This window comes from Burkholderia sp. Bp9015, from assembly GCF_003853505.1.
Classification (GTDB): domain Bacteria; phylum Pseudomonadota; class Gammaproteobacteria; order Burkholderiales; family Burkholderiaceae; genus Burkholderia.
Window position 1 is genome coordinate 1 of record NZ_QTPZ01000008.1, and the last position, 25,210, is coordinate 25,210.

Here is a 25,210-nt window from a genome sequence, read left to right on the forward strand (position 1 = left end):
CAGGCCGGCGGCCAGATGATCAGCGTCGCGCAGCTGTTCTGCGAACTGCAGCGCGACTGGGCGCGCAGCGCAACCGTCCCCGCGTTCATCAACCTGTTCATCGAAACCGGCGGCACCGCGGGCATCCAGTTCTCGTACGACAAGAGCTGATTGCCGCACGTCCGCAAGCGCCGCGCTCGCGGCGCGAACCCGGCCCGCGTCGCAGCCGCCGGCGCGCGTTGCGCCACATGAACTACCCCGCCCGGGCCGGCCCGGGCGGGCACCCGCGATACCTAAACCACGTGGTAGCTTGCCGGCGGATACGCCGCCTCCAGCGCGGCCCTGAGATCCGCGTCGGACGCCGTGGTCGACGTGAAGACGGCCGTCGTGGTGCTCGCGGTGTAGGCCAGCGTCACGGCCCACGTCGGATGGTCCTCGTTGAGGTTGTCGCGCGTGGCTTGCGCGCCGAACGCGCTCGGGCCGCTGTCCGAATTGAACCCGTAGACTGAAATGGTCGGCATGGCATGTCCTTGTCGGTTGGTTGGGGAACGCCGCCGGCACGCGCCGGCGACCTGCCCAGCGTAGGCGCCGCGCACGCGGGCAGGAATGTGCCGAAGGTCATGGCCGAAGGCCCGTGACGGGCCGTGCGATACCGGTTTTCCCAGCTCCGCCTCGCCCTCATGCACTCTCACGCACCCTCGATGCCGCACCGCGCGCCGCCATCGCCGCGACGCCGCCAGCCGTGTTCGCGGATACGTGATTCAATGTCATTCGAACCGGCGTCGCACGCTGCCGCCACGGCGCGCGTCGCGTCCCCCTCGACCGACCTTCACGAAAATCCCATGACGAACCCTGCAGACATCAAGGCGCTCGTTTTCGACGTGTTCGGAACGATCGTCGACTGGAGAAACGGCGTCGCGCGCGAAGCCGCCACGTTCCTGGCGCGCCACGCGCCGGATCGCGATCCGTTCGAATTCGCCGATACGTGGCGCCGCGAATATGCGCCGTCGATGGAGGAAATCCGCAGCGGGCGCAGGCGCTACGTGCGGCTCGACGTGCTGCACCGCGAGAACCTGGTGCGCACGCTCGACCGCTATGGTATCGACGGCGTGCCCGACTCGGAGATCGACGCGCTCAACCTCGCGTGGCACCGGCTCGATCCGTGGCCCGACTCCGTCTCGGCGCTGCAGCGGCTGAAGCGGCGCTACGTGATCGCGCCGCTGTCGAACGGCAACATCCGGCTGATGGTCGACGTCGCGAAGCACGGCGGCCTGCCGTGGGACGCGATTCTCGGCGCCGAAGTCGCGCACGCGTACAAGCCGTCGCCGAGGGTCTATACCGAAGCGGTCGAGATCCTCGGTCTCGAGCCGGCCGAGCTGTGCCTGGTTGCCGCGCACAATGGCGATCTGGCCGCCGCGCGGCGACTCGGGCTCGCCACCGCGTTCGTGCTGCGGCCGACCGAACACGGGCCGAACCAGACGACCGACCTGAAAGCCGACGACGCGTGGGACTTCGACGTCAAGGACCTGAACGAACTCGCGGATCGGCTCGGTTGTCCGGGTTGAGTGCCGGCTGCTAGACTCCGCACTCCGACCACATTCAGCCCCGGCCTATGTCGTCATCCCTGCGTCTGGTAGCAGGCAAGCTCACCGCGATGCGCTTTCTGGAGCGTCCCGATCGGGAGGACGCTGCGCGCCATCAGATGCCGCCCGTCGATCCCGAAGCCCGGAAGAAATCGCTCGGCTACCGGTTCACGCACTACGTGGTGCCGATTGCCGCGGCGCTCACCGGCAACGGTGCCGCCGCCAATGCGCTGGTGGTTCAGCAAGCCGACGAAGACCTCGCCCTGGCCAGCTTGAACGCCGCGGCCGACAAGGTCGAGCATCCGGCGACATGGTCGTATGCGAATATCCGCGGCAGCAAGACCTTTGCATCGGAAAACGCCTACGTCACCGTCGGGAAAAACGGCAGGATCCTGTTCGCGAAGCTCCCGGTCGAAATCGAAATCGGCGGTGACACGTACCGCGGCTTCCTCGGCGGACAGTGCTTCGACGTCGGCGACGACGTCGTTGCCGTGGTCGATCGCCGAGGCCGCCTGCTTGCGCTGTCGTCTCCGGACCGCCGCCACATGGTCATGGATCACACGTGCGGCGACACCGGGTTGGCCGGGCTGACGCATACGCTCTGGCTTGCGTGGAAATGGATGTTCATCGGCATGACCTGTTTCCTGATCCCGCTCATGCTGCTGGGCATCTGGACCAGCGACAGCGGATTTTCCGATCCGACGCTCGTCGTTCTCACGCTGCTCGGCGGACCGTTCGCATTGGGCGTCATGCTGGCACTGCTCATCGGCGTGCGCCTTGCATGGGCGGACTGGCTGCCCGCGTGGCGCGTGTCGCGCATCCTCACTGCATTGGGCCGACCGGACCTGTGCACGCGCGATTTCGGCGATGCGCTCGACGACGCCGAACGCACCGGGCGATTACGCGACACGGACGTCGGGCGAATCTATTACGCCTAGGCACGCCCAGGCGGCCGGCTGCCTGGCGGCGGCCCCTTCGCCGCGCTCGCGTGACGCCGCCGCGGGTGTGCCGCAACGCGGTGCACCTGGAACCGCGTGAACCCCGACCCGCCCGCTGCGCAAATCACCGCCGCCTCCAGCCCCGCTATTCCGGATCCCCGACGAACCGGAGCCGCTCCGACTCCCCCATCAACAACGCCCGGTTCGCGTCCGCCGCCGCGCGCAGGTAATCCCACAGCGCCGTCACGCGCCGCAGCTTGCGCAGATCCTCGCGACACGTCAGCCAGAAGCACCGCGTGACCACCACGTCGTCCGGCAGCACCGGCACCAGCGCCGGCTGCGTGGCCGCCATGAAGCACGGCAGGATCGCGAGCGCGCCGCCCTGCAGCGCCGCGAACACCTGCGCGATCACGCTCGTCGTGCGTAGCCCGGCCGTCGCGCCGGGCACCGCGCGCTCCAGGTACAGCAGTTCGCTGCTGAACGCGAGATCGTCGACGTAACTGATGAACGCATGCCGCGCGAGATCGTCGGTGCAGGCGATCGGCGGATGACTCGCCAGATAGTCGCGCGTCGCATAGAGCCGCAACTGGTAGTCGCACAGCTTCGTGACCACGTAAGGCCCGCGTTCGGGCCGCTCGAGCGTGATCGCGAGGTCGGCCTCGCGCTTCGGCAGGTTGACGAAATGCGGGACCGGCAGCAGGTCGACCGTCACATGCGGGTGCGCGACGCGAAACCGCGCGAGCTGCGGCGCGAGGAAAAAGCAGCCGAACCCTTCGGTCGACCCGATCCGCACGTGGCCCGACAGCGCCTCGCCGGTGTTCGCGACCTGGTCGCACGCGGACTGCACGGTCGTCTCCATCGCGTCCGCATACGCGACGAGCCGCTGCCCCTCGGCGGTCAGCGTGAAGCCGCCCGAGCGCGACTTGTCGAACAAAAGCGTACCCATCGCGGCCTCGAGTGCGCGAATGCGCCGCGCGACGGTCGTGTAGTCGACCCCGAGCCGCTTCGCGGCCCCGCTCGCGCGCTGCGTGCGGGCGACTTCGAGGAAGAAGCGCAGGTCGTCCCAGTTCAGGTTGCCGGAAACCGGCTCGGTGGCGTGTCGCATCGGCGGGAAAAAAAGCAGGTGTCTCGGGGCCGGGTGCCGATATGCATAAATGCACATCCAACCGGCTTTCTTGTCGGTACATCATGGATCCGCGCATAACTATACTCGACCGTGACCTGCGGACCATGAGCCGCGGGCAATAAATACGGAGACACCATGCAGACGCGATCCACCCTCGATGAGCATGCAGCCATCGCGACGCCGGCGCCCGCCCGCACCGCGCGGCACTACCTGCTGGCCGGCTGGGCCAGCATGGCCGGCACCACGATCGAGTGGTACGACTTCTTCCTCTACGGCACGGCCGCCGCGCTCGTGTTCAACCGCATCTTCTTCCCGTCGCTGGACCCCGTCGTCGGCACGCTCGCCGCGTTCGGCACGTTCGCGGTCGGCTTCATCGGCCGGCCGATGGGCGGCATCGTGTTCGGCCACTTCGGCGACCGCATCGGCCGCAAGTCGATGCTGATGATCACGCTGCTGCTGATGGGCGTGCCGAGCATGATCATCGGGCTGATCCCGTCGTACGACCGCATCGGCTACTGGGCCGCCGCGCTGCTGATCGCGATGCGCTTCCTGCAGGGGATGGCGGTCGGCGGCGAATGGGGCGGCGCGGTGCTGATGGCCGTCGAGCACGCGCCGAAGGGCCGCAAGGGGCTGTTCGGCAGCCTGCCGCAGACGGGCGTCGGGCTCGGGCTGATCCTGTCGTCGGTCGCGATGGCCGCGGTGGCCGCGCTGCCGGAAGCCGACATGCTGTCGTGGGGCTGGCGCGTGCCGTTCCTCGCGAGCATCGCGCTGGTCGGCCTCGGCTGGTTCATCCGCGCGAAGGTGCCCGAGTCGCCGGACTTCGAGAAGATGCAGCGCCAGGGCAAGGCCGAGAAGTCGCCGGTGACGGCCGCGCTGCGCCGCCATCCGCGCGAGGTGCTGACGATCGTCGGCGCACGCGCCGCGGAGAACACCTGGTTCTACATGGTCGTCACGTTCGCGCTCGCGTATGCGACGCAGCAGCTGCATCTGCCGAAGGCCGAGATGCTGCACGCGATCACGGCCGGCGCGGCGTTGTCGCTCGTCACGATGCCGCTGTGCGGGCATCTCAGCGACCGCATCGGCCAGCGCCGGATGTTCGCGATCGGCCTCGTGCTGATGTGCCTGTTCGCGGCGCCGTTCTTCCTGATGCTCGGCACGCAGCAGACGTCGACCGCATGGTGGGCGATCGTGCTCGGCCTCGGCATCGTGTTCCCGATCCTGTATGCGCCGGAGTCGCTGCTGTTCGCGCAGCAGTTCCCGGCGGAAATCCGCTACAGCGGCATCTCGCTGTCGGTGCAGCTCGCCGGCGTGATCGGCGGCGGCTTCGCGCCGATGATCGCGACGTCGCTGCTCAAGGCCGGCGGCGGCCAGCCGCACTACGTGATCGCGTACCTCGTCGGCTTCGGCGTGTTCGCGCTCGCGTGTACCGCGTTGATGCGTCCGGCGCGTGCGTAAGCATCGGCCCGCAGCGATCCGCATCGCCCCGATTTCAGTTCGACCTGCCGTCCGCCGTGGCCGCACGCGCGACGGACGCAGCCCACGTGTTTTCTTCGCATCACCGTTTCCCGGAGAGTTCCATGAACGCCGCAGTTCCCCAGACCACCCTCGCCCTGCCCACCGCCAAGCTGCTGATCGACGGCGCGTTCGTCGAATCGCAAAGCGCCGAATGGGGCGACATCGTCAACCCCGCGACGCAGGAAGTGATCGGCCGCGTGCCGTACGCGACGCTCGACGAGGTCGATGCCGCGATCGCGTCCGCGCAACGCGCGTTCCAGACCTGGAAGACGACGCCGATCGGCGCGCGGCTGCGCATCATGCTGAAGTTCCAGGACCTGGTGCGCCGCAATCTCGAACGGATCGCGCACACGCTGACGGCCGAGCAGGGCAAGACGCTGCCCGACGCACAGGGCGACATCTTCCGCGGCCTTGAAGTGGTCGAGCATGCGTGCTCGATCGGCACGCTGCAGCAAGGCGAATTCGCGGAGAACGTCGCGGGCGGCGTCGACACCTACACGCTGCGCCAGCCGATCGGCGTGTGCGCGGGCATCACGCCGTTCAACTTCCCCGGCATGATCCCGCTGTGGATGTTCCCGATGGCGATCGTGTGCGGCAACACGTTCGTGCTGAAACCGTCCGAACAGGATCCGCTGTCGACGATGCAGCTCGTCGAACTCGCGATCGAGGCCGGCGTGCCGCAGGGCGTGCTGAACGTCGTGCACGGCGGCAAGACCGCGGTCGACCGTCTGTGCACGCACCCGGACATCAAGGCGATCTCGTTCGTCGGCTCGACGCGCGTCGGCACGCACGTGTACAACCTCGGCAGCCAGCACGGCAAGCGCGTGCAGTCGATGATGGGCGCGAAGAACCACGCGGTCGTGCTGCCCGATGCGCACCGCGAGCAGTCGATCAACGCGCTGGTCGGCGCAGGCTTCGGCGCGGCCGGCCAGCGCTGCATGGCGACGTCGGTCGTCGTGCTGGTCGGCCAGGCGCGCGACTGGCTGCCCGAGCTGGTCGAGAAGGCGAAGGCGCTGAAGGTCAACGCCGGCGCCGAAGCCGGCACGGACGTCGGTCCGGTCGTGTCGAAGGCGGCGAAGGCCCGCATCCTGTCGCTGATCGACGCGGGCGTGAAGGAAGGCGCGACGCTGCTGCTCGACGGCCGCGACGTGAAGGTGCCCGGCTACGAGCAGGGCAACTTCGTCGGCCCGACGATCTTCTCGAACGTGACGACCGACATGTCGATCTATCAGGAAGAAATCTTCGGGCCGGTGGTGGTCGTGCTCGAAGCCGACACGCTCGACGACGCGATCGCGCTGGTCAACCGCAACCCGATGGGCAACGGCGTCGGCCTGTTCACGCAGAGCGGCGCGGCCGCGCGCAAGTTCCAGAGCGAGATCGACATCGGCCAGGTCGGCATCAACATCCCGATCCCGGTGCCGGTCCCCTACTTCAGCTTCACCGGCTCGCGCGGCTCGAAGCTCGGCGATCTCGGCCCGTACGGCAAGCAGGTCGTGCAGTTCTACACGCAGACGAAGACGGTCACCGCGCGCTGGTTCGACGACGACGCGACGACCGGCGGCGTGAACACGACGATCGCGCTGCGCTGATCAAGGAAGCCTGCACATGGAAATCGCATTCATCGGACTCGGCAACATGGGCGGCCCGATGGCCGCCAACCTGCTCAAGGCCGGCCACGCGCTGACGGTGTTCGACCTCGACGCGAACGCGGTCGACGCGGCGGTGCGCGCGGGCGCGACGGCGGCCGCGTCGCCGCGTGACGCGGCCGCCCGCGCGTCGCTGGTGATCACGATGCTGCCGGCCGCGCAGCACGTGCGCGCGGTCTACCTCGGCGACGACGGCGTGCTGGCCGGCGCGCGTGCCGGCGCGACGTTGGTCGACTGCAGCACGATCGATCCGGGCACCGTGCGCGCGGTGGCCGACGCCGCCGCGCAGCGCGACTTCCCGTTCGCCGACGCGCCGGTGTCGGGCGGCACCGGCGGCGCGCAGGCCGGCACGCTGACCTTCATGGTCGGCGCGCAAGGCGCGCTGTTCGAGCGCATCCGCCCGGTACTGCTCGACATGGGGAAGAACGTCGTGCATTGCGGCGGCACGGGCACCGGGCAGATCGCGAAGATCTGCAACAACCTGCTGCTCGGCATCTCGATGATGGGCGTGGCCGAAGCGATGGCGCTCGGCGCCGCGCTCGGCATCGATCCGGCCGTGCTGGCCGGCATCATCAACACGTCGACCGGCCGCTGCTGGAGTTCGGACAGCTACAACCCGTATCCGGGCGTGAACGACGCGGCACCCGCCGCACGCGGCTACTCGGGCGGTTTCGCCGCGAACCTGATGCTGAAGGATCTCGGGCTGGCGACCGAAGCCGCGCGCAGCGCACGGCAGCCGGTGTGGATGGGCGCGCTCGCGCAGCAGCTCTATCAGTCGATGAGCCAGCACGGGCTCGGCACGCTCGACTTCTCCGCGTGCGTGAAGCTGTACGAGGCGCAGCCCGCGTAACGCGGCCGGCGGACGTGCGACGGCCCGCGCTGCCCGTCAACGGCATCGCGGGTCGGTTCACATCCGGAGCAGTGCGGAGGTTACGGCCGCGCGGGCGGCGCGGCGCTTATCCGCGCGGGTTCGACGCGGTCTCGAAGGTCGGATGGCACTCGAACGCGAGTTCGGAGCGCGCGTCGACGCGGCGGCCGCCGGTCACCGACTCCTGCTTCAGGCTCGCGCGCATGCCGCGCTGCGTGCAGTAGTTGGTCGCTTCGTCGACAGCTTTCGCATGGGCGTCGGCCCACGTCGTCGACACGCCGAGCGTGCGCGTCGTCACGGTGAAGACGTTCGGATTCGACGTCGTGGTCACGTCGGAAGCGGTCGAACATGCGGCGAGCAAGCATGCAACGGCCGCGATGGTCAACCCTCGCAGGGATCGAAAAGATAGAGCAATGGACATGGGGGGCAAGCGCGCGTCGATTCGACGGCATTGAGCAACATAGTCGACAGTATGCCTACCCGATCGCCGGAGATCATGCCCTTTTCAGTGAACACATTGTTTCGAATGGTTAAACGATGGGGTGCTGCCGGCAAGATTTGCGGCCCGCGTCACGCCCGTCGTTGCGCAGCGTGTCGCTTTTCCCGGCTTCTCGGCCGACGCACGGTTTCTGCCCGGCGACCGGCATCGGCCGGCGCGCCGGTCAGTGCGCACGCGCCTGCCGGATTCTCGCCGAAGCCTCCTCCAGGCTTCGCCACGCCGGTTGGCCGGGCGCATAGCGCGCGCGGATGTATGCGGCGAGCTCGGCCATCTGCCGGTCGTCGAACGCGTCGCGGAAGCCGGGCATGTAGCCGAGCCCGTCGGTGGCTGGATGGTCGATCCCGTCGTGCAGCACGCGCAGCAGGTTGTCGGGCGCAGCCTGGCTGACGCTCGTGTTGAGCCCCATCAGCGGACGCACGCCGAAATGCCCGACCCCGCCCGTCTCCGCGTGACAGACCGCGCACGCGGCATCGAACGCGCGCCGGCCGCTCTCGAGGCCGAGCGTCGCGACCGCTTCCGCACCGCGTGCATGGCGGGTCGCCGCGTCGACGGCCACCGCGGCATCGACGGGCGGCGACAGCGACGCCAGATAATGCGCGATCGCCCGGACGTCCGATTCGGGCAGCGCCGCGAGCCCCGCGACGACCGGCGCCATCGGCCCGGCCGCGACGCCGTGCTGCGCGGAGAAGCCCGTGCGCAGGTAGTCGAACAGCGCGCCTTCGGTCCACGGCACCGGCGACGCCGGCGACGCGACGAGCGGCGGCGCGACCCATCCCTCGGCCTCGCCGCCGGCCAGATATGCGCGGCCGCCCCGTTCCGCGCCGAGCGCGTTGCGCGGCGTATGGCACGCGCCGCAGTGCCCGGCGCCGTCGACCAGATACTTGCCGCGATTCCACGACGCGGAGCGCGCCGGATCCGGCACGAACGCCCGCGCGTCGTGAAACAGCCAGTTCCATCCGGCGACGAGGCGCCGCTGGTCGAGCGGGAACGGCAGCTTCGTCTTCGGCGGCGCATGCTTCACCGGCGGCTGCGACATCAGGTATGCATACAGCGCGAGCAGGTCGGGCTCGCTCAGCTTCGCGAACGCGGTGTACGGAAACGCCGGATACAAATGCGAGCCGTCGCGCCCGATGCCTTCGCGCATCGCGCGCGCGAACGCCGGATACGACCATGCGCCGATGCCGGTTTCCGGATCGGGCGTGATGTTGGTCGTGTAGATCGTGCCGAACGGCGTGTCGAGCGCGAGACCGCCCGCATTGGCCGCGCCGCCCGGCGCGGTATGGCAGACCGCGCAATCGCCGGCGAGCGCGATCAGGCGGCCGCGTTCGAGCGTCGCCGCGCTCCACATCGTGCCGTCCGCGCCGCCGGGTGCGACCAGGGCGATCGGCGCCGGGCCCGGCAGGATCGCGCAGGCCAGCCCGATCAGCCCGCCGACGACCCCGCCCGCGCCGCCACCGGCCAGCCAGCGGCGCCAGCGCGATGACGCGCGGCGCGGCGCGCCGGAACGGCGCTCGCCGACATCGGCCGGCTCCGGCCGGGCCAGCGCGTCGCGAATCCGCGCGGCGTCGAACGGCGGCGCGCGAAAACGCACGCCCGTCGCGTCATGCAGCGCGTTCGCGATCGCGGCCGCCGCCGGCGCCACCGCCTGTTCGATCCGTTGCGCGTCGTATGTCGACAGCGACCGGGCGCGACCGACTCCCGGCTCTGCGTCGTCGAACGCGACGAGTTCATGTGCGATCGCATCCGGCGCGACATCGCCGCCGGTCTCGTCATGCGCCGGCCGTGCGGACAGCCGCGCGCCCATCACGCGCGAAATCGCCGCTTCGATCTGCCACGCGGGCAAGCCCGCCATCGACGCCTGCCCGGGCTCGCCCGCGCCCTGCCCGGCGACGACGCGGCGCACCGCGACGTCACCCGTCGCGCGATCGACGTCTAGATCGACGACCCAGGCGGACCAGTGCGGATCGCTGTCGCGGCCGTTGTCGCGGCCCGCGTCCGCGTGCGGGTTTTCGCCTGCGGACGGCGCCTCGAGCACGCCCGCACCATCGAATGCAAAGCCGCGCCCACTGAGGCGGTCCTGCGCCGCTGTATGGGCACGGCCCGTGGCCGGTTCGCCCCACGCCGCGCGTTCGCTGACCATCCGGATGATCTCGCGCGGCCCGGCATCGCGCGACGCATCGAGATGCTGCAGGCGCAATGCGACCGGATCGCGCCGCAGCGCACCGGCCAGTTCGTCGACGAACGACTCGCGCGCGAATGCGTGCGCGTGGCCGGGAATCGCGTGGTGGATGTCGGCCATCTCGATCGACGTCTGCGCATGTCGATAGACGAACGGCGACGACCGAGCCGATGCCCCGCCCTGCGCCGCCGCGCGCCGCGCATCCGGTGTCGTGCCGGCCTTCGCGCGATAGCGCCACGTCGTCATCCGCCCATCGGCAGCGGTCCGCGTTTCGAGCTCGAACGACGCGTGCGCACGCGCATCGCCGATCGGCCATTCGTAGTGTGCGCGGTGCATGCGCGCCGCGTCGTCCGCACGCCGCGCCGAACCGGCCGCCGCTTCATCGCGCCGCACATCGCTCGCATCGGCTTCGGGCTGCGCGGGCACGCTCAGGTCATGCTTCATCGCCGTCGTCCCGCAGATAGCGCGCGGCCCGATGCACCGCGCGGATGATCTCCAGATGCGTGCCGCAGCGACAAAGATTGAAGCGCAGCGCGTCGCGGATCGCCGCATCGTCCGGTGACGGATTACGGTCGAGCAGCGCCTTCGTGCTCATGATCATTCCGTTCAGGCAATAGCCGCACTGCGCGGCCTGCTCGTCGATGAACGCGCGCTGGATCGGATGCGGCGCGTCGCGCGAGCCGAGCCCTTCGAGCGTCGTCACGTCGCGCCCATGCGCGGCGGCCGCCGGCACGACGCACGCGCGCGTCGCCTGAGCGTCGACCAGCACCGTACACGCGCCGCACTGCCCGAATCCGCAGCCGTACTTCGGGCCGTTGAGCGCGCAGTCGTTGCGCAGGACCAGCAGCAGCGGCGCGTCGGGCGCGGCAGCGTCGAACGTGTGCGGCGTGCCGTTCACGCGAAACGCGAGCGGCCGCGACGGGGAAGCGGGATGGGACATGAAGGGATCCGGAATGCGGGGCGCGGGCCGGCAGGCCGTGTTGGGGCCGGCAGCGGGCACGGCCGCCGGCTCGCGACGGGCCGGCGTCGCGCGCAGCGCTCACGTATAACACGCCGAAATGCGTACCGCCGCATCGATCACCGATACGGCGGCGCGGCATCCGGCGCGGACACCGCATGCGCGTCAGGCGACGGCCGCCACGTTGCCGCGCGACGGCGACGGCGACACCAGCGGCACGTCGAACACGTCGTAGCCGAACACCCACGACGGATCCTCGTTGGTGCGCAGCCACGTGTTGTTGTGCGACACGAGCTGCACCTTCGACGCGCGTGCCGCGCGGTTCGCCTCGTACAGCGCGAACGCACCCGCGTAATCGCCGATGCCGACTTCGTCGAGGCAGCGCGCGAGCATCGCCGCATCCTCGATCGCCATCGCCGCGCCCTGCGCCATGTGCGGCTTCATCGGATGGCATGCGTCGCCGAGCAGCACGAGACGGCCGCGGCTCCACAACGGCAGCGGGTCGCGCTCGAGCAGCGGCCACTTCGTGATCGACGGCGACACGTCGATCAGATGCTGGATGTCGGCGTGGAAGCCGGCGAACGCCTCGCGCATTTCATCGCGGCTGCTGTCGACCATCGACACGCCTTCCGGCCACTCGGCCTGCGGCACGCCGGTCACGTAGTAGTACTCGTCGCGCTTCTCCGTCACGTAGTAGACCATCATGTGGCGATCCTCCGACCACCATTTCACGCACATGTCGTACGGCTTGTTGCCGAGCAGCGAGGCCGGGAACACCGCGCGATGCGCGACGTAGCCCGTATAGCGCGGCGGCTCCGCGCCGAGCAGATGCTCGCGGATCCGCGAGTTCACGCCGTCCGCGCCGATCACGATGTCGGCCGTCTCGACGCTGCCGTCGGCAAACGTCAGGCGCACCGCGTCACCCGTGTCCTCCACCGCCGCGAGCCGCTTGCCGAAGCGGATCGTGCCGGGCGTCACCGCCTGCGTCATCAGCGCGTGGAAATCGCCGCGATGCACGGTCAGGTAGCTCGCGCCGTAGGTCCTGCGCGCGTAGTCGCCGAGCGGAATCCGCGACAGCACGTCGGCCGTCTGCCAGTCGCGGCTGTACCAGCAATCCGGATGCGAACCCATCGTCTCCAGCGCGTCCTCGCAGCCGATGCGCCGCATGATCTTCATCACGTTCGGGCCGAGATGGATGCCCGCGCCGAGGCGCGAGAACGCCGGCGCCTGCTCGTACAGCGCGACGTCGTAGCCGCCGCGCTGCAGCAGCGCCGCGGCGGCCGTGCCGCCGAGACCGGCGCCGATGATTGCGATACGGGGTTTGCTCATGCGGATCTCCTGATCGTGAGCCCGGCGCCGGACGCGGCACGAGAACGGGCGGATTGAATGGCGTTTATGTAGCGTACACACTCAATTTATTCAAGACAAGGGGATTATTTCTGGTGGCCGTCCCATCCGGGAAAACACCAATAAAACCTCATATACATCCGAAAATAAACGATCCACGCCTGAAAGGAATCATTTTGACCCATTGTCATTTTCAAATGTACACACTAGACTTTCCCCGAAACCAGGCGATCCCGCGCCAGCGTGCCGCCCCACCCTTACCGACACGGAGCCTCCCGTCATGAGCAAGACCTACCGCATCGGCCAGATCGTGCCGAGTTCCAACACGACGATGGAAACCGAGATTCCCGCGATGCTGCGGTTGCGCGAGGCGATCCGGCCCGAGCGCTTCACGTATCACTCGAGCCGGATGCGGATGAAGAAGGTCGTCAAGGAAGAACTCGCGGCGATGGACGCCGAGTCCGACCGCTGCGCGGTGGAACTGAGCGATGCGCGCGTCGACGTGCTCGGCTACGCGTGCCTCGTCGCGATCATGGCGATGGGCCACGGCTATCACCGCGTGTCGCAGGCCCGCCTCACGAAGCACACGGCCGACAACGGCGCGCAGGCGCCGGTGCTGACGAGCGCGGGCGCGCTCGTCGATGCGCTGAAGGTGATCGGCGCGAAGCGCATCGTGGTGGTCGCGCCGTACATGCTGCCGCTGACCGAGCTCGTGGTCGACTACATCCGCAACGAAGGCTACGACGTGATCGCGTATCGCGCGCTCGAGATCCCCGACAACCTCGACGTCGGCCGCCACGACCCGGCGCGCCTGCCCGACATCGTGAAGACGCTGCCGTACCAGGACGCCGATGCGATCGTGCTGTCCGCGTGCGTGCAGATGCCGTCGCTGCCGGCCGTCGCGAAGGTCGAGGCGATGACGGGCAAGCCCGTGATCACGGCCGCGATCGCGACGACCTACGCGATGCTGCGCGAACTCGATCTCGAACCGATCGTGCCCGGCGCCGGCGCGCTGCTGTCCGGCGCGTATTGAGCGCCCCGCTACTTCGGAGCATCGCCATGTCCTCGACTTTCCTGTACGGCGCGAACGTCCGCGCCAACGGCATCCGCCAGCACTACCTGCGCTACGGCGGCGCCACGGGCGCGCGCGCGTCGCGCCCCGCGATCGTGCTGATTCCCGGCATCACGAGCCCCGCGATCACCTGGGGCTTCGTCGGCGAGGTGTTCGGCGCGGCGTTCGACACCTATGTGCTCGACGTGCGCGGCCGCGGGCTGTCCGACGCGTCGCCGTCGCTCGACTACGGCCTCGATGCGCAAGCCGATGACGTCGCGGCGTTCGTCGCCGCGCTCGGCCTGCCGCGCACGAGCCTGGTCGGCCATTCGATGGGCGCGCGGATCGCCGCGCGCGCGGCGCGGCGCGGCGTCCGCGGGCTCGAATCGGTCGTGCTCGTCGATCCGCCGGTGTCGGGCCCGAACCGCCGCGACTATCCGGGCAAGCTGCCGTGGTACATCGACTCGATGGCGCTCGCGCGCGCCGGCACCGACGCCGAAGGGATGCGCGCGTTCTGCCCGACCTGGACCGACGCCGAGCTGCAACTGCGCGCCGAGTGGCTGCATACCTGCGACGAGCGCGCGGTGCGCACGTCGTACGAAGGTTTCCACACCGACGACTTCCACGCGGATGCCGCGCAACTGGCCGTGCCGTCGCTGCTGATCACGGCCGAGCGCGGCGACGTGGTGCGCGACGACGACGTCGCCGAACTGCAGCGTGCGACGCCGTCGATGCGGCACGTGCGCGTGCCCGATGCCGGCCACATGATCCCGTGGGACAACGCGGCGGGCTTCTACGCGGCGTTCGGCAACTTCCTCGGCGCGCCGCTCGCGGCCTGATTTCTCCCCCCTTCCCTTCACGCCATTACCGGAGCCGACGATGCCAGTCAGCGACTATCAACTGATCGACGCGTGGAAGCAGGTGCTCACGCTGTCGCGCCTCGAACCGGGCCAGACCGTCACGATCCTGACGAGCGCGGCCACTCATCCGCAGACGCTGTCGTGCGCGCTGATCGCGACGCAATCGATGGGCGCGATCGTCAACCGGCTCGACCTGCCGCCGGTGAACGGCGAGAAGGCGTTCAGCCGCGACCCGCTCGCGTATCTCGGCACGACGCCGCTGACCGGCAACCGCGCCGCGATCGCCGCATTGCGCGAGAGCGACCTCGTGCTCGACCTGATGACGCTGCTGTTCTCGCCCGAGCAGCACGACATCCTGAAATCCGGCACGAAGATCCTGCTCGCGGTCGAGCCGCCCGAAGTGCTGGTGCGGATGGTGCCGACACTGGCCGACCGCACGCGCGTGCTCGGCGCCGCGAAGAAAATCGCCGCCGCGCGCGAGATGCGCGTGACCTCGGCGGCCGGCACGGCGCTCGCGTGCCCGCTCGGCGATTTCCCGCCGACCGCCGAATACGGCTTCGTCGACGCGCCGGGCCGCTGGGACCACTGGCCGAGCGGCTTCGCGCTGACCTACCCGAACGACCGTACCGCGCGCGGCACGATCGTGATCGATCGCGGCGACATCCTGCTGCCGCAGAAACATTACGTGAGCGAGCCGATCGCGCTGACCGTCGAAGGCGGTTATGCGACGCGCATCGAAGGCGGCGTCGATGCCGACCTGCTGCGCGACTACATGGAAACCTTCGCGGACCCGGAAGGCTATGCGATCTCGCACATCGGCTGGGGGCTGCAGCCGCGCGCGCGCTGGTCGACGCTCGGCCTGTACGACCGCGAGGCGACGATCGGGATGGATGCGCGCGCGTTCGAAGGCAACTTCCTGTTCTCGCTCGGCCCGAACAACGAAGGCGGCGGCGCCCGCACGACCACCTGCCACATCGACATCCCGCTGCGCCGCTGCACGGTCGAGCTCGACGGCGAAACCGTCGTGCGCGAAGGCCGCGTGGCCGATCAACCCGCCTGACCGACGAGTGCCCGACACCATGACCGATCTTTCCCGCCACGCCGAAGCAAACGTCTACCGCCAGCAGGGTTTCGGCACGCCGCTGCCGCCGCACGGCAACATCGGGCTGCTGATCGTCGACTTCGTGGTCGGCTTCGCCGATCCCGCGACGTTCGGCGGCGGCAACATCGCGCCGGCGATCGCGCGCACGACGCGGGCGCTCGCGCTCGCGCGCGCACGCGGCTGGCCGGTCGCGCACAGCCGCATCGTGTACGCGGACGACGGCAGCGACGACAACGTGTTCTCGCTGAAGGTGCCCGGCATGGCGACGCTGACCGAGCACCATCCGAACAGCGCGATCGTGCCCGAACTCACGCCCGCCGCCGGCGAACTCGTCGTGCGCAAGACCGTGCCGTCGGCGTTCTTCGGCACGCAGCTCGCGCCGTGGCTCGCGCAGCGCGCGGTGCAGACGCTGCTCGTCGCGGGCGCGGTGACGAGCGGCTGCGTGCGCGCGAGCGTGGTCGACGCGATGTCGCACGGGTTCCGCCCGCTCGTGCTCGCCGATTGCGTCGGCGATCGCGCGATCGCGCCGCACGACGCGAACCTGTTCGACATGCAGCAGAAATACGCGGCCGTGATGCCGCTCGACGATGCGATCGCGGCGATCGATGCCGTGCACGCACGCTGAGCCGCCGCGCCGATCGCGGGCAGTGCGGCACGGGTGGTACGAACGGCAGCCGTGCCCGCGCCGGCGCGCGATTGACGCTGCGCTTTTGTCGGCCTAGATTGACCGCGTGCGCCATCGCGCACGCCCGGGCCGTCGCCCCGTGCGCGGCACGCGGCAGCAGCGCCGCCGCCGCAGGCGCTGCGACCGGCCGCCGGTCGCGCCCTCCCCCGACAGGACACCTGAACCGTGAACCGCTCCGAACTGCTTGCGCGCGACGGCTGCCTGACCGTGATCCGGCCGCCCGCGCCGCCGCCCAAGCCGGCGCCCGGCCAGCCGGGCAGCCTGTCGTCGTACGTGCCGGCGCTGCCCGAGGTGTTCGTCGCGATCCTCGACGACGGACGCATCCTCGCGTTCAACGGCCACGTCGACCTCGGCACCGGCATCCGCACGTCGCTCGCGCAGATCGTGGCGGAGGAGCTCGACGTGCCGGCCGCGCGCGTGACGATGGTGCTCGGCGACACGGCCGCGACGCCGAACCAGGGTCCGACCATCGCGAGCGCGACGATCCAGATTTCCGCGACGCCGCTGCGCTGCGCGGCCGCGCAGGCACGCCACGCGCTGCTGGCGCTGGCCGCCGAGCGCTTCGGTGTCGACCCCGCGCAACTGAGCATCGACGACGGCACGATCGCCGCACCGGCCGGCGGGCACACAGCAACGTTCGCCGCGCTCGTCGCGGCGCGCCGCATCGCGCTCACGCTCGACCTGAACGCCCGCACGAAGGATCCCGCCCGCTACCGGATCGTCGGCCGGTCGTCGCCGCGCGTCGACCTGCCTGCGAAGGCCACCGGCCAGCTCACGTTCGTGCACGACATGCGCGTGCCGGGCATGCTGCACGGCCGCGTCGTGCGGCCGCCGTATGCGGGCCACGACAGCGGCGCGTTCGTCGGCACGTCGCTGGTGGACGTCGATCGCGCGTCGGTCGCCGACGTGCCCGGGCTCGTGGCGGTCGTCGCGCTTGGCGACTTCGTCGGCGTCGTCGCCGAGCGCGAGGAACACGCGATCCGCGCGGCACGCCAGCTGCGCGTCGCGTGGCGCCCGCACCCTGCGCTGCCGCCGCTCGACACGCCCGCGGCCGCGATCGCCGCCGCGCCCGCGCAACGCCGGTTGCTGCTCGACGAAGGCGACGTCGACGCGGCACGCGCGCAACCCGGCACGATCACGCTGTCGCGCACCTATGCGTGGCCGTTCCAGATGCACGGCTCGATCGGCCCGTCGTGCGCGCTCGCCGACTATCGCGCACCCGGCGACGGCCGGATCACCGTATGGTCCGGCACCCAGAACCCCGTATCGCTGCGCTACGACCTCGCGACGCTCGTGGCGCGCGACGAAGCCGATATCGACATCGTGCGGATGGAAGCGGCCGGCTGCTACGGCCGCAACGGCGCGGACGACGTCTGCGGCGACGCGCTGCTGCTGTCGCGCGCGGTCGGCCGCCCGGTGCGCGTGCAGCTGTCGCGCGCGGACGAGCATCTGTGGGAACCGAAGGGCGCCGGGCAGCTGATGCAGGTGACGGGCACCGTGACGCGCGACGGCCGCCTGCTCGGCTACGACTTCACGACGCGCTATCCGTCGAACGACGCGCCGCTGCTCGCGACGCTCCTGACCGGCGCGATCGCGCCCGAACCGCGCGTGTTCGAAATGGGCGACCGCACCGCCGTGTCGCCGTATGAAAGCCCGGACCGCCGCTTCGTCTGCGAGGATCTCGCGCCGCTCGTGCGCGCCTCGTGGCTGCGCGGCGTGTCGGCATTGCCGAACTCGTTCGCGCACGACGCGTTCGTCGACGAATGCGCGACGCTGGCCGGCATCGATCCGCTCGCGTTCCGGCTGCGCCATCTCAAGGACACGCGCGCGACCGAACTGCTGCAGGCCGTCGCCGATCGCGCGGGCTGGACGCCGCGGCGCGTGGATCGCGGAAATGAAGCGGCAGCAGCGCGCGTCGTCCGCGGACGCGGCGTCGCCTACGCACGCTACGTCCACAGCCGCTTCCCCGGTTTCGGCGCGGCCTGGTCCGCATGGATCGTCGACCTGAGCGTCGATCGCGTGTCGGGCGAGATCCGCATCGAACGCGTGACGGTCGGCCAGGACACCGGCACGATGATCAACCCCGACGGCGTGCGCCACCAGATCCACGGCAACGTGATCCAGGTATTGAGCCGCACGCTGAAGGAACGCGTGCGGTTTGCCGACGGCAAGGTCGCGTCGCGCGAATGGGCGAGCTATCCGATCCTGACGTTCGACGAAGTGCCGGACGTCGACGTGGTGCTGATGCCGCGGCAAGGCGAGCCGCCGCTCGGCGCGGGCGAATCGGCGTCGGTGCCGGGGCCCGCCGCCGTCGCGAATGCGCTGTTCGATGCGACCGGCGTGCGCTTCTACGCGCCGCCGTTCACGCCCGAGACGGTGCGCGCCGCGCTGCGCGAGGCCGGCCGGCTTCCGGCTACCGAAGCGAGTGTCGCAGCAAGCGCCGCATGAGGCCGGTTTGCGTCGAGGGCCGGACGGCGCCGCGCGTCACGCGTCGCCGTCGGCCTCCATCATCTTGCGCAGCAGGTACTGCAATGCGACGCGTTCGCCCGGATTGAGCGGCCCGTACGTGCGCTCGGTCACCTGCCGCGCGAACGGCACCGTGCGGTCGATCAGCGCGAGGCCCGCCGCGGTCGCGCGCACGATCAGCTTGCGGCCGTCGTTCGGGTCGGGCAGCACCTCGATCAGCGCGCGCGTCTTCAACCGCTCGACGACGCCGCGAATGGTCGCCTGGTCGATCGCCGTCGCCTTCACGATGTCGTTCAGCGAACACGCCTGCTTTTCCTTGACCGCGCACAGCGCGACGAACTGCGCGGCGGTCAGGTCCGAATCGGGGATCGCTTCCTGGAAGATCGCGACGTGCCGCTGATAGGCACGGCGCAGCAGGTGCCCGACCTGGTCGTGAAAGTCGTAGGAATCCTTGGAAGACGCCATGAAGATGAAGGCTCGCGCGGCATGAATGGGAAAGGCAAGCAGTGTACACCCTCAAATCGGTGCATCCGGTCACGCGGCCGCTGCTTCGTTGCGGTGCGTCAGGGTTCGTGGCGCCCGACCCGCGTCGCGCCCGACAAGCGCCCGACCATATCGGCCTGCTCGCGGACATCGACGCTGCAACGCCCGCGGCTCGCGCGATCCGGCGGGCTGCCGGACGCGCGCGCTCCGAACGCCGAAGCACTGGCGTGCACACACTCCACTTTTGAGCGTATACGCACGAATTTCGTGCATGCCTCAGGATGAAAAAAACCATGTTGATATGTGCACATTTCCAGATTAATCCCCGAAAAATTCCGGGTTTATCTGGTTTAACGATCGATCCCGGCGCGTTCACTTTCATGCCTACGCGATTCCGTATTTTCTAGTGTGTACGCTATGTAATTGGCGTGCTATACAGACTCCAGCGCGCGGCGAACCTTCGCTCGCGTCGAACGGCCACCCACTTCATCCGTCACATTCGAACAGGGGCAATCCCATGTCTACCGCACACCCGAGCGCCGCCGTCTCCGCCGACGACACGCTGCACGGCGCGCTCTACCGCAAGGTCACGCTGCGCCTGATCACGCTGTTCTGCCTGTGCTATTTCGCGGCCTATCTCGACCGCATCAACATCGGGCTCGCGAAGCTGCAGATGCTCGACGCGCTGAAGTTCAGCGACACCGTGTACGGGCTTGGCGCCGGCCTGTTCTTCGGCGGCTACATCCTGTTCGAAGTCCCGAGCAATCTGGTGCTGCAGCGCGTCGGCGCGAAGCTGTGGATCGCACGGATCATGATCACGTGGGGCCTGCTGTCGGGCGCGACGATGTTCGTGCATACGCCGATGCAGTTCTACGTCGTGCGCTTCCTGCTCGGCGCCGCCGAAGCCGGCTTCCTGCCCGGCGTGCTGCTGTACCTGACCCAGTGGTATCCCGATGCGCGCCGCGCACGCATCGTCGCGCTGTTCATGGTCGGGCTGCCGCTGTCGAGCATGATCGGCAGCCCGATTTCCGGCTGGATCATGCGTGCGTTCGACGGCGTGCACGCGCTCGGCGGCTGGCAGTGGCTGTTCCTGCTCGAAGCATTGCCGTCGGTGCTGCTCGGCTTCGCGGTGCTGCGCTGGCTGCCCAACAGCATCGAGAGCGCGCGCTGGCTGAACGCGGACGAGCAGCGCATGCTGCGCGCGAACCTCGACGCCGATCCGTCCGGCAACAAGAGCCACGCGCTCGGCCGCGCGTTCTCCGATCCGAAGGTGTGGGCACTCGGCCTCATCGACCTGTGCGTGCTGCTCGGGCTGTATGCGGTGAGCTTCTGGCTGCCGACGATCCTGCGCGACACCGGCGTGAAGGACGCGTATCACATCGGCTGGCTGATGGTGATCCCGAATGCCGCGGCCGTGCTCGCGACGCTGTATTGCGGCGCGAGCTCCGACCGTGCGCGCGAGCGCCGCTGGCATATCGTCGTGCCGTTCCTGGTGTCGGCCGTCGCGCTCGCATTCGCCGCCGCGTCGTCGCACGGCACGCTCGCGACCGTGCTGCTGTTCTCGCTGATCAACGCGGGCGCGGCCGCCGCGATGCCGGTCGTCTGGGCGCTGCCGTCCACGTTCCTGAAGGGCTCGGCCGCCGCCGGCGGGATCGCGTTCGCGTGCTCGATCGCGAACCTCGGCGGCTTCGGCAGCACCTACTTCATCGGCTGGCTGCGCGATACGTTCCATTCGCAAAGCGCGGGGCTGTACGGCTTCGCCGCATGCATGCTGGTCGGATGCGCGCTCGCGCTCGCGTATCCTGCAAAGCTCGTGAACCGCTGATGCGCTCCATGCGCGCGGCGACCCGAGGTCGTCGCGCGCGATTCGCACAATTCGCACGACTCTCCACGTATCGATGCGTGCCCAACGATACGCGCGCTGCCCCCCTCTCGCCCTTCCGCATTCGTCGCAGCGCCCCCGGCTGACGGCTTGAACAGCTTTCCTGGGCGCCGCACCCGCGCACAGGTCGCCTCCCGACGTGCCGCACTGCCTTTTTACAAACACGTCGCCTCGCGCGCGCGTTCGCGCACGGGCATGCCACTGCCTCCCCGCGCAGCTTCGCGCCACACCGGCGCGTACGCGTGTCCCGCCGTGCAGGCACGTCGTTTGCGAGATCAACGCGCCCGCCCCTCGGGCGGACGGCAATCCTTCCTTCAACCCGGCGCTGCGCACCGCGCGAGTCCTCGCGCGGCGATCCCGCATCGCAAGCAGGATTCCCCCTGAACGAGAGGACGACATGAAATCCATACGAACGATAGTGGCCCTGTGCTCGGTCATTTCCGTACTCACGGCGTGCGGCGGAGACAGCAACGACGTCGGTACCGTGCTCGGCATCTCGAAGCCGCAGGCGCGCTTCATCAACGCGGTGCCGGCCGGCCCGAATCTCGACTACTACCTGAACGCGAAGCTCGATGCGTCGGGTGTCGCGTACAAGGGCGTGACCCGTTATCACGACATCGATACGGGCACGCAGACCGCCAGTTACGACGTATCGGGAACGACCACGACCGTCGCGTCGCAGTCGTTCGGCGCGGCGAACGGTCACCACTACACGACCATCGCATTGCCGAGCACCTCGTCGGCGATTTCGCTGATCGACGATCCGTTCGACAAGAAGCTGCTGTCCGACAAGGCGCGCGTGCGCAGCTTCAACGCGTCGCCGAACACGCAGAACGTCGACGTGTACGTCGTGCCGCCGGGCACCGACATCAACACGCAAAGCCCGACGCTGGCGGGCGCCGCGTATCAGAACGCCGTGCCGGCATCCACACAGGATTCCATCTACCTGAACGGCGGAACCTACCAGGTGATCGTCACGACGGCCGGCAGCAAGGCGCCGATCCTGAAGACCGCGCCGGTCGCGATCAACAACAACGCCGACTGGTTGCTGGTGACGATTCCGGCGGGCGGCATCGGCGACGTGACGCCGAACGACATTCACGTGCTCGTCGCGCAGGGCAACGATGCGGACACGTCCGCACAGGAACTCGGCCCGCAATAACGGATAGCGGCTTCGGCGGACCGCGGGCCGGCGGTCCGCCCGGCAGCTCTCGCTACGTCGTCAGTCGGTCCGCTCGAGACGGATCACGTGCTCGACCCGCGTACCGTCGCCGTGCTCGACATCGACATCGCCGATATGCCGGACGCGCCAGCCCGGCCGCGTCGCAATCTGCGGCACGTTGCCGCCCGGCCGGCTGTCGATGCCGCCGAGCCCTTCGTCGGGCGTCTCGACCGCGTCGTCGAGCGACGCATTCGAATAGATCACGTTGTCGTGCCACTCGGTCGCGCCGCTGCGCGCCTCCATGCCCTTGCCGTCGACGTCGACCGTGTTGTCGGTCATCGCCATGTTCGCGTTGTCGAGCGTCACGATCCTGCCGCTGGCGCGACGCACCGGATCGCCGCTGTCGACCGCATGCGCGCCGACGTCGATCGGCGGCAGGCCGGTCGGCGTCTTCGCCGCGACGGCCTCAGGGGTCAGCGCCCGCTTCGTGACCTCGGCGGCTTCGGCGACCTCGGCGGCCTGGGTCGCCGCATCGGGCATGTCGCCGGCCGCTGGCGTCTGCACCGGGCTCTTCGCGATCTGTTCGCGCTGCTGTTTCGGGGTTGGGTTCGATTCCGCGTTGTGCATCGCACCTCCTGTTCCGGACGGCGTGCGCCGGCGGGATGCAGCCGGCGCCGGTCCGGGAATCGCTACAACGGTCGTTGCAAATCTTTCACGCGCGCGGCGCCGCCCACGCGTGCCCTGCGACACGCGCGCCGCGCCGACAGCCGTCCCGGCGGCACGCGGGCGACGGGCCCGCGCATGCCGCCCGCGCCGACGGTCAGCCGCCGCTTGCGCCCGCGGGCGCGGACGCCGCGCCCGGCATGCTCGCCGGACCGCCGGTCATGCCGCTGCCGGCCGTGCCGCTGCCCGGCATGCCCGACGGCGCGGTGGACGGCGCCGGCGCCATGCTGCTGGTGGAGCCGGTTGAGCTCCCGCCGGTAGTGGTGTCGCTCTCGCTCTTCTTCTGGCAACCCGCACCCACCGCCAGGCCGGCAATCAGGATGCCGGCGAAGACGACCCGCGATACGTGACGAATGGAATATCGCTGCATGACACCTCCGCTGATGTCGACTGGATGGAGACCTGTGGCGAGCAATGCGCGTGCCGTCCATCTCCTCCATCGCCACCGCCGGCGACCCGGCCCCATTCATTTTTCAAATGCCCCCCAGCCGAATATTTAATTTCCCATCGCCGCGACGGCCACCCATACTCGCGAACAAATCCGAGACATAACGTCCACGGCGGCCGGGCCTGCGCTGCGTGCACACGCTGCCGGTTCGCGCCCCGCACATGGAAGGAGACGAGCGTGCAACTGGAAGCCACCCACCGTGCGGGCATCGTGCTCGGCGCGCACGACGCATTGCAGCGAACCGATACGGCCGCGCGCGACCCCGCGCTGAGCCCCCGGCTGCACAACCCCGACCTCGCGCCGACCAAGGCGGAGGGCCGCACCTGGGGCCGCTACAGCATCTTCGCGCTGTGGACCAACGACGTGCACAACATCGCGAACTACTCGTTCGCGATCGGGCTGTTCGCGCTCGGCCTGTCGGGCTGGCAGATGCTCGCGTCGCTCGCGATCGGCGCGGTGCTCGTGTACGGCTTCATGAACCTCACCGGCTACATGGGCCAGAAGACCGGCGTGCCGTTCCCGGTGATCAGCCGGATGAGCTTCGGCATCTACGGCGCGCTGTTGCCCGCGATGATCCGCGCGGTGATCGCGATCGCATGGTTCGGCATCCAGACCTACCTCGCGTCGGTCGTGCTGCGCGTGCTGCTCACCGCGATCTGGCCGGGCCTCGCCGCGTTCGACGAGAACGCGATCTGCGGGCTGTCGACGCTCGGCTGGGTGACGTTCGTCGCGATCTGGCTGGTGCAGATCGGCATCCTCACCTACGGGATGGAGATGGTCCGCAAGTACGAAGGGCTCGCCGGCCCGATCATCCTCGTCACGACGCTGTCGCTCGCCGCATGGATGTTCAGCCGCACCGGCGGCCATCTCGCGATGTCGATCGGCAAGCCGATGACCGGCCTGAAGATGTGGACCGAGGTGTTCGCGGGCGGCGCGCTGTGGCTTGCAATCTACGGCACGCTGGTGCTCAACTTCTGCGATTTCGCGCGCGCGTCGCCGAGCGCGAAGACGGTGCGGGTCGGCAACTTCTGGGGCCTGCCGGTGAACATCCTGGTGTTCGCGACGATCAGCTTCGTGCTCGCGGGCGCGCAGTTCAAGCTGAACGGCCAGATCATCCACAGCCCGACGGAAATCATCGCGACGGTGCCGAACAAGCTGTTCCTCGTGCTCGGTTGCCTCGCATTCCTGATCGTGACGGTCGCGGTCAACATCATGGCGAACTTCGTCGCGCCGGCCTTCGTGCTGACGAGCCTCGCGCCGCACCGCCTGACGTTCCGCCGCGCGGGCCTGATCAGCGCGACGGTCGCGGTGCTGATCCTGCCGTGGAACCTGTACAACAGCCCGATCGTGATCGTCTACTTCCTGTCCGGCCTCGGCGCGCTGCTCGGCCCGCTGTACGGGATCATCACGGTCGACTACTGGCTCGTGCGCAAGCAGCGCGTGAACGTGCCGGACCTATATACCGAAGCGCCGACCGGCGCCTATTTCTACACGCGCGGCGTGAACCGCAAGGCGCTCGCGGCGCTCGTGCCGTCCGCGCTGATCTCGATCACGCTCGCCGTCGTGCCGGCCTTCAGCGCGATGACGCCGTTCTCCTGGCTGCTCGGCGCGGCCATCGCGGGCAGCGTGTACTGGCTGACGGCCGATCGCGAACGGCAATACGACGAGCGCTCGGGCGAACCCATCGCGGTCGCCTGCGCCCGACACTGA

22 protein-coding genes and 1 pseudogene are annotated in these 25,210 nt (G+C 69.3%); 14 read left to right on the forward strand and 9 right to left on the reverse strand.

Going from position 1 to position 25,210, the window contains the following annotated elements:
* A pseudogene (locus DIE12_RS10830) lies at nt 1-150 on the forward strand (hydrolase); the annotation flags it as partial.
* Nucleotides 151-272: 122 nt separating this feature from the next.
* On the opposite strand, the gene DIE12_RS10835 reads toward DIE12_RS10830, so the two are convergent.
* Entirely contained in the window at nt 273-500 is a 228-nt protein-coding gene (locus tag DIE12_RS10835; protein WP_124521109.1) for a hypothetical protein, read from the reverse strand.
* Between the two features lie 321 nt (nt 501-821).
* Between DIE12_RS10835 and DIE12_RS10840 the strand changes: the two genes are divergently transcribed.
* Together DIE12_RS10840 and DIE12_RS10845 are read left to right on the forward strand one after the other, a co-directional pair.
* The gene (locus tag DIE12_RS10840) at nt 822-1,544 is read left to right on the forward strand and encodes a haloacid dehalogenase type II (protein WP_124488427.1); all 723 of its coding nucleotides are present in this window, start codon (nt 822-824) and stop codon (nt 1,542-1,544) included.
* A gap of 47 nt (nt 1,545-1,591) precedes the next feature.
* Nucleotides 1,592-2,500: a hypothetical protein gene (locus tag DIE12_RS10845; RefSeq protein ID WP_124521111.1), complete on the forward strand. Its 909-nt coding sequence runs from the start codon at nt 1,592-1,594 to the stop codon at nt 2,498-2,500.
* A gap of 145 nt (nt 2,501-2,645) precedes the next feature.
* Here the strand turns inward: DIE12_RS10845 and DIE12_RS10850 are convergent, their stop codons facing one another.
* Nucleotides 2,646-3,605, reverse strand: a complete 960-nt coding sequence (locus DIE12_RS10850; RefSeq protein ID WP_124521113.1) for a LysR family transcriptional regulator — start codon at nt 3,603-3,605, stop codon at nt 2,646-2,648.
* 156 nt (nt 3,606-3,761) lie between these two features.
* On the opposite strand from DIE12_RS10850, the gene DIE12_RS10855 reads away from it, so the two are divergent.
* From DIE12_RS10855 to mmsB, 3 genes are all read left to right on the forward strand, one after another.
* On the forward strand, nt 3,762-5,081 hold the full coding sequence (locus tag DIE12_RS10855; protein WP_044843900.1) for an MFS transporter: 1,320 nt from the start codon (nt 3,762-3,764) through the stop codon (nt 5,079-5,081).
* Nucleotides 5,082-5,203: 122 nt separating this feature from the next.
* A complete protein-coding gene (locus DIE12_RS10860; protein WP_124521115.1) occupies nt 5,204-6,730 on the forward strand; it encodes a CoA-acylating methylmalonate-semialdehyde dehydrogenase in 1,527 nt (508 codons plus the stop codon).
* A gap of 16 nt (nt 6,731-6,746) precedes the next feature.
* The gene (mmsB, locus tag DIE12_RS10865) at nt 6,747-7,637 is read left to right on the forward strand and encodes a 3-hydroxyisobutyrate dehydrogenase (protein WP_124521117.1); all 891 of its coding nucleotides are present in this window, start codon (nt 6,747-6,749) and stop codon (nt 7,635-7,637) included.
* Nucleotides 7,638-7,743: 106 nt separating this feature from the next.
* Here mmsB and DIE12_RS10870 read toward each other — a convergent pair whose 3' ends face one another.
* The 4 genes from DIE12_RS10870 to DIE12_RS10885 form a co-directional block, all read right to left on the reverse strand.
* Nucleotides 7,744-8,076, reverse strand: a complete 333-nt coding sequence (locus DIE12_RS10870) for a hypothetical protein (protein ID WP_044843897.1) — start codon at nt 8,074-8,076, stop codon at nt 7,744-7,746.
* 241 nt (nt 8,077-8,317) lie between these two features.
* Entirely contained in the window at nt 8,318-10,777 is a 2,460-nt protein-coding gene (locus DIE12_RS10875) for a c-type cytochrome (RefSeq protein WP_124521119.1), read from the reverse strand.
* Complete coding sequence (locus DIE12_RS10880) at nt 10,767-11,273, reverse strand: (2Fe-2S)-binding protein (RefSeq protein ID WP_044843895.1); 507 nt, start codon at nt 11,271-11,273, stop codon at nt 10,767-10,769. Before DIE12_RS10880 ends, DIE12_RS10875 begins: the two co-directional genes overlap by 11 nt.
* Nucleotides 11,274-11,456: 183 nt before the next feature.
* Nucleotides 11,457-12,620 carry an FAD-dependent monooxygenase gene (locus DIE12_RS10885; RefSeq protein WP_044843894.1) on the reverse strand — a complete coding sequence of 388 codons (1,164 nt, stop codon included), beginning with the start codon at nt 12,618-12,620 and terminating at the stop codon, nt 11,457-11,459.
* Between the two features lie 298 nt (nt 12,621-12,918).
* Between DIE12_RS10885 and DIE12_RS10890 the strand changes: the two genes are divergently transcribed.
* The 5 genes from DIE12_RS10890 to DIE12_RS10910 all read left to right on the forward strand — a co-directional run bounded on the left by DIE12_RS10890 (nt 12,919) and on the right by DIE12_RS10910 (nt 18,784).
* Nucleotides 12,919-13,671 (forward strand): Asp/Glu racemase, encoded by a 753-nt coding sequence (locus tag DIE12_RS10890; protein WP_044843893.1) that lies wholly within the window; start codon nt 12,919-12,921, stop codon nt 13,669-13,671.
* 26 nt (nt 13,672-13,697) lie between these two features.
* Entirely contained in the window at nt 13,698-14,528 is an 831-nt protein-coding gene (locus tag DIE12_RS10895) for an alpha/beta fold hydrolase (RefSeq protein WP_124488419.1), read from the forward strand.
* 40 nt (nt 14,529-14,568) lie between these two features.
* A complete protein-coding gene (locus DIE12_RS10900; protein WP_124521122.1) occupies nt 14,569-15,609 on the forward strand; it encodes a 2,5-dihydroxypyridine 5,6-dioxygenase in 1,041 nt (346 codons plus the stop codon).
* 19 nt (nt 15,610-15,628) lie between these two features.
* On the forward strand, nt 15,629-16,276 hold the full coding sequence (locus DIE12_RS10905; protein WP_044843890.1) for an isochorismatase family protein: 648 nt from the start codon (nt 15,629-15,631) through the stop codon (nt 16,274-16,276).
* 225 nt (nt 16,277-16,501) lie between these two features.
* The gene (locus DIE12_RS10910; RefSeq protein WP_124521124.1) at nt 16,502-18,784 is read left to right on the forward strand and encodes a molybdopterin cofactor-binding domain-containing protein; all 2,283 of its coding nucleotides are present in this window, start codon (nt 16,502-16,504) and stop codon (nt 18,782-18,784) included.
* Nucleotides 18,785-18,820: 36 nt separating this feature from the next.
* On the opposite strand, the gene DIE12_RS10915 is transcribed toward DIE12_RS10910, so the two are convergent.
* Nucleotides 18,821-19,267, reverse strand: coding sequence for a MarR family winged helix-turn-helix transcriptional regulator (locus DIE12_RS10915; RefSeq protein ID WP_124488416.1), 447 nt, complete (start codon nt 19,265-19,267; stop codon nt 18,821-18,823).
* Nucleotides 19,268-19,802: 535 nt separating this feature from the next.
* On the opposite strand from DIE12_RS10915, the gene DIE12_RS10920 reads away from it, so the two are divergent.
* Both DIE12_RS10920 and DIE12_RS10925 read left to right on the forward strand, forming a co-directional pair.
* Nucleotides 19,803-21,110 carry an MFS transporter gene (locus DIE12_RS10920; protein WP_124521126.1) on the forward strand — a complete coding sequence of 436 codons (1,308 nt, stop codon included), beginning with the start codon at nt 19,803-19,805 and terminating at the stop codon, nt 21,108-21,110.
* Between the two features lie 454 nt (nt 21,111-21,564).
* Complete coding sequence (locus DIE12_RS10925; RefSeq protein ID WP_124521128.1) at nt 21,565-22,329, forward strand: DUF4397 domain-containing protein; 765 nt, start codon at nt 21,565-21,567, stop codon at nt 22,327-22,329.
* A gap of 60 nt (nt 22,330-22,389) precedes the next feature.
* On the opposite strand, the gene DIE12_RS10930 is transcribed toward DIE12_RS10925, so the two are convergent.
* Together DIE12_RS10930 and DIE12_RS10935 are read right to left on the reverse strand one after the other, a co-directional pair.
* Nucleotides 22,390-22,956 (reverse strand): DUF3005 domain-containing protein, encoded by a 567-nt coding sequence (locus DIE12_RS10930; protein ID WP_124521130.1) that lies wholly within the window; start codon nt 22,954-22,956, stop codon nt 22,390-22,392.
* A 193-nt stretch (nt 22,957-23,149) separates the two neighbouring features.
* Nucleotides 23,150-23,422, reverse strand: coding sequence for a hypothetical protein (locus tag DIE12_RS10935; RefSeq protein ID WP_124551202.1), 273 nt, complete (start codon nt 23,420-23,422; stop codon nt 23,150-23,152).
* A 255-nt stretch (nt 23,423-23,677) separates the two neighbouring features.
* Here DIE12_RS10935 and DIE12_RS10945 point away from each other — a divergent pair, with 255 nt between their 5' ends.
* The gene (locus tag DIE12_RS10945) at nt 23,678-25,210 is read left to right on the forward strand and encodes an NCS1 family nucleobase:cation symporter-1 (RefSeq protein ID WP_124521134.1); all 1,533 of its coding nucleotides are present in this window, start codon (nt 23,678-23,680) and stop codon (nt 25,208-25,210) included.

Bases quoted from the DNA above. Each gene is read 5' to 3' on its own strand.
- DIE12_RS10835 (WP_124521109.1), bottom strand. From the start codon at position 500: ATGCCGACCATTTCAGTCTACGGGTTCAATTCGGACAGCGGCCCGAGC.
- DIE12_RS10840 (WP_124488427.1), top strand. From the start codon at position 822: ATGACGAACCCTGCAGACATCAAGGCGCTCGTTTTCGACGTGTTCGGA.
- DIE12_RS10845 (WP_124521111.1), top strand. From the start codon at position 1,592: ATGTCGTCATCCCTGCGTCTGGTAGCAGGCAAGCTCACCGCGATGCGC.
- DIE12_RS10850 (WP_124521113.1), bottom strand. From the start codon at position 3,605: ATGCGACACGCCACCGAGCCGGTTTCCGGCAACCTGAACTGGGACGAC.
- DIE12_RS10855 (WP_044843900.1), top strand. From the start codon at position 3,762: ATGCAGACGCGATCCACCCTCGATGAGCATGCAGCCATCGCGACGCCG.
- DIE12_RS10860 (WP_124521115.1), top strand. From the start codon at position 5,204: ATGAACGCCGCAGTTCCCCAGACCACCCTCGCCCTGCCCACCGCCAAG.
- mmsB (WP_124521117.1), top strand. From the start codon at position 6,747: ATGGAAATCGCATTCATCGGACTCGGCAACATGGGCGGCCCGATGGCC.
- DIE12_RS10870 (WP_044843897.1), bottom strand. From the start codon at position 8,076: ATGTCCATTGCTCTATCTTTTCGATCCCTGCGAGGGTTGACCATCGCG.
- DIE12_RS10875 (WP_124521119.1), bottom strand. From the start codon at position 10,777: ATGAAGCATGACCTGAGCGTGCCCGCGCAGCCCGAAGCCGATGCGAGC.
- DIE12_RS10880 (WP_044843895.1), bottom strand. From the start codon at position 11,273: ATGTCCCATCCCGCTTCCCCGTCGCGGCCGCTCGCGTTTCGCGTGAAC.
- DIE12_RS10885 (WP_044843894.1), bottom strand. From the start codon at position 12,620: ATGAGCAAACCCCGTATCGCAATCATCGGCGCCGGTCTCGGCGGCACG.
- DIE12_RS10890 (WP_044843893.1), top strand. From the start codon at position 12,919: ATGAGCAAGACCTACCGCATCGGCCAGATCGTGCCGAGTTCCAACACG.
- DIE12_RS10895 (WP_124488419.1), top strand. From the start codon at position 13,698: ATGTCCTCGACTTTCCTGTACGGCGCGAACGTCCGCGCCAACGGCATC.
- DIE12_RS10900 (WP_124521122.1), top strand. From the start codon at position 14,569: ATGCCAGTCAGCGACTATCAACTGATCGACGCGTGGAAGCAGGTGCTC.
- DIE12_RS10905 (WP_044843890.1), top strand. From the start codon at position 15,629: ATGACCGATCTTTCCCGCCACGCCGAAGCAAACGTCTACCGCCAGCAG.
- DIE12_RS10915 (WP_124488416.1), bottom strand. From the start codon at position 19,267: ATGGCGTCTTCCAAGGATTCCTACGACTTTCACGACCAGGTCGGGCAC.
- DIE12_RS10920 (WP_124521126.1), top strand. From the start codon at position 19,803: ATGTCTACCGCACACCCGAGCGCCGCCGTCTCCGCCGACGACACGCTG.
- DIE12_RS10925 (WP_124521128.1), top strand. From the start codon at position 21,565: ATGAAATCCATACGAACGATAGTGGCCCTGTGCTCGGTCATTTCCGTA.
- DIE12_RS10930 (WP_124521130.1), bottom strand. From the start codon at position 22,956: ATGCACAACGCGGAATCGAACCCAACCCCGAAACAGCAGCGCGAACAG.
- DIE12_RS10935 (WP_124551202.1), bottom strand. From the start codon at position 23,422: ATGCAGCGATATTCCATTCGTCACGTATCGCGGGTCGTCTTCGCCGGC.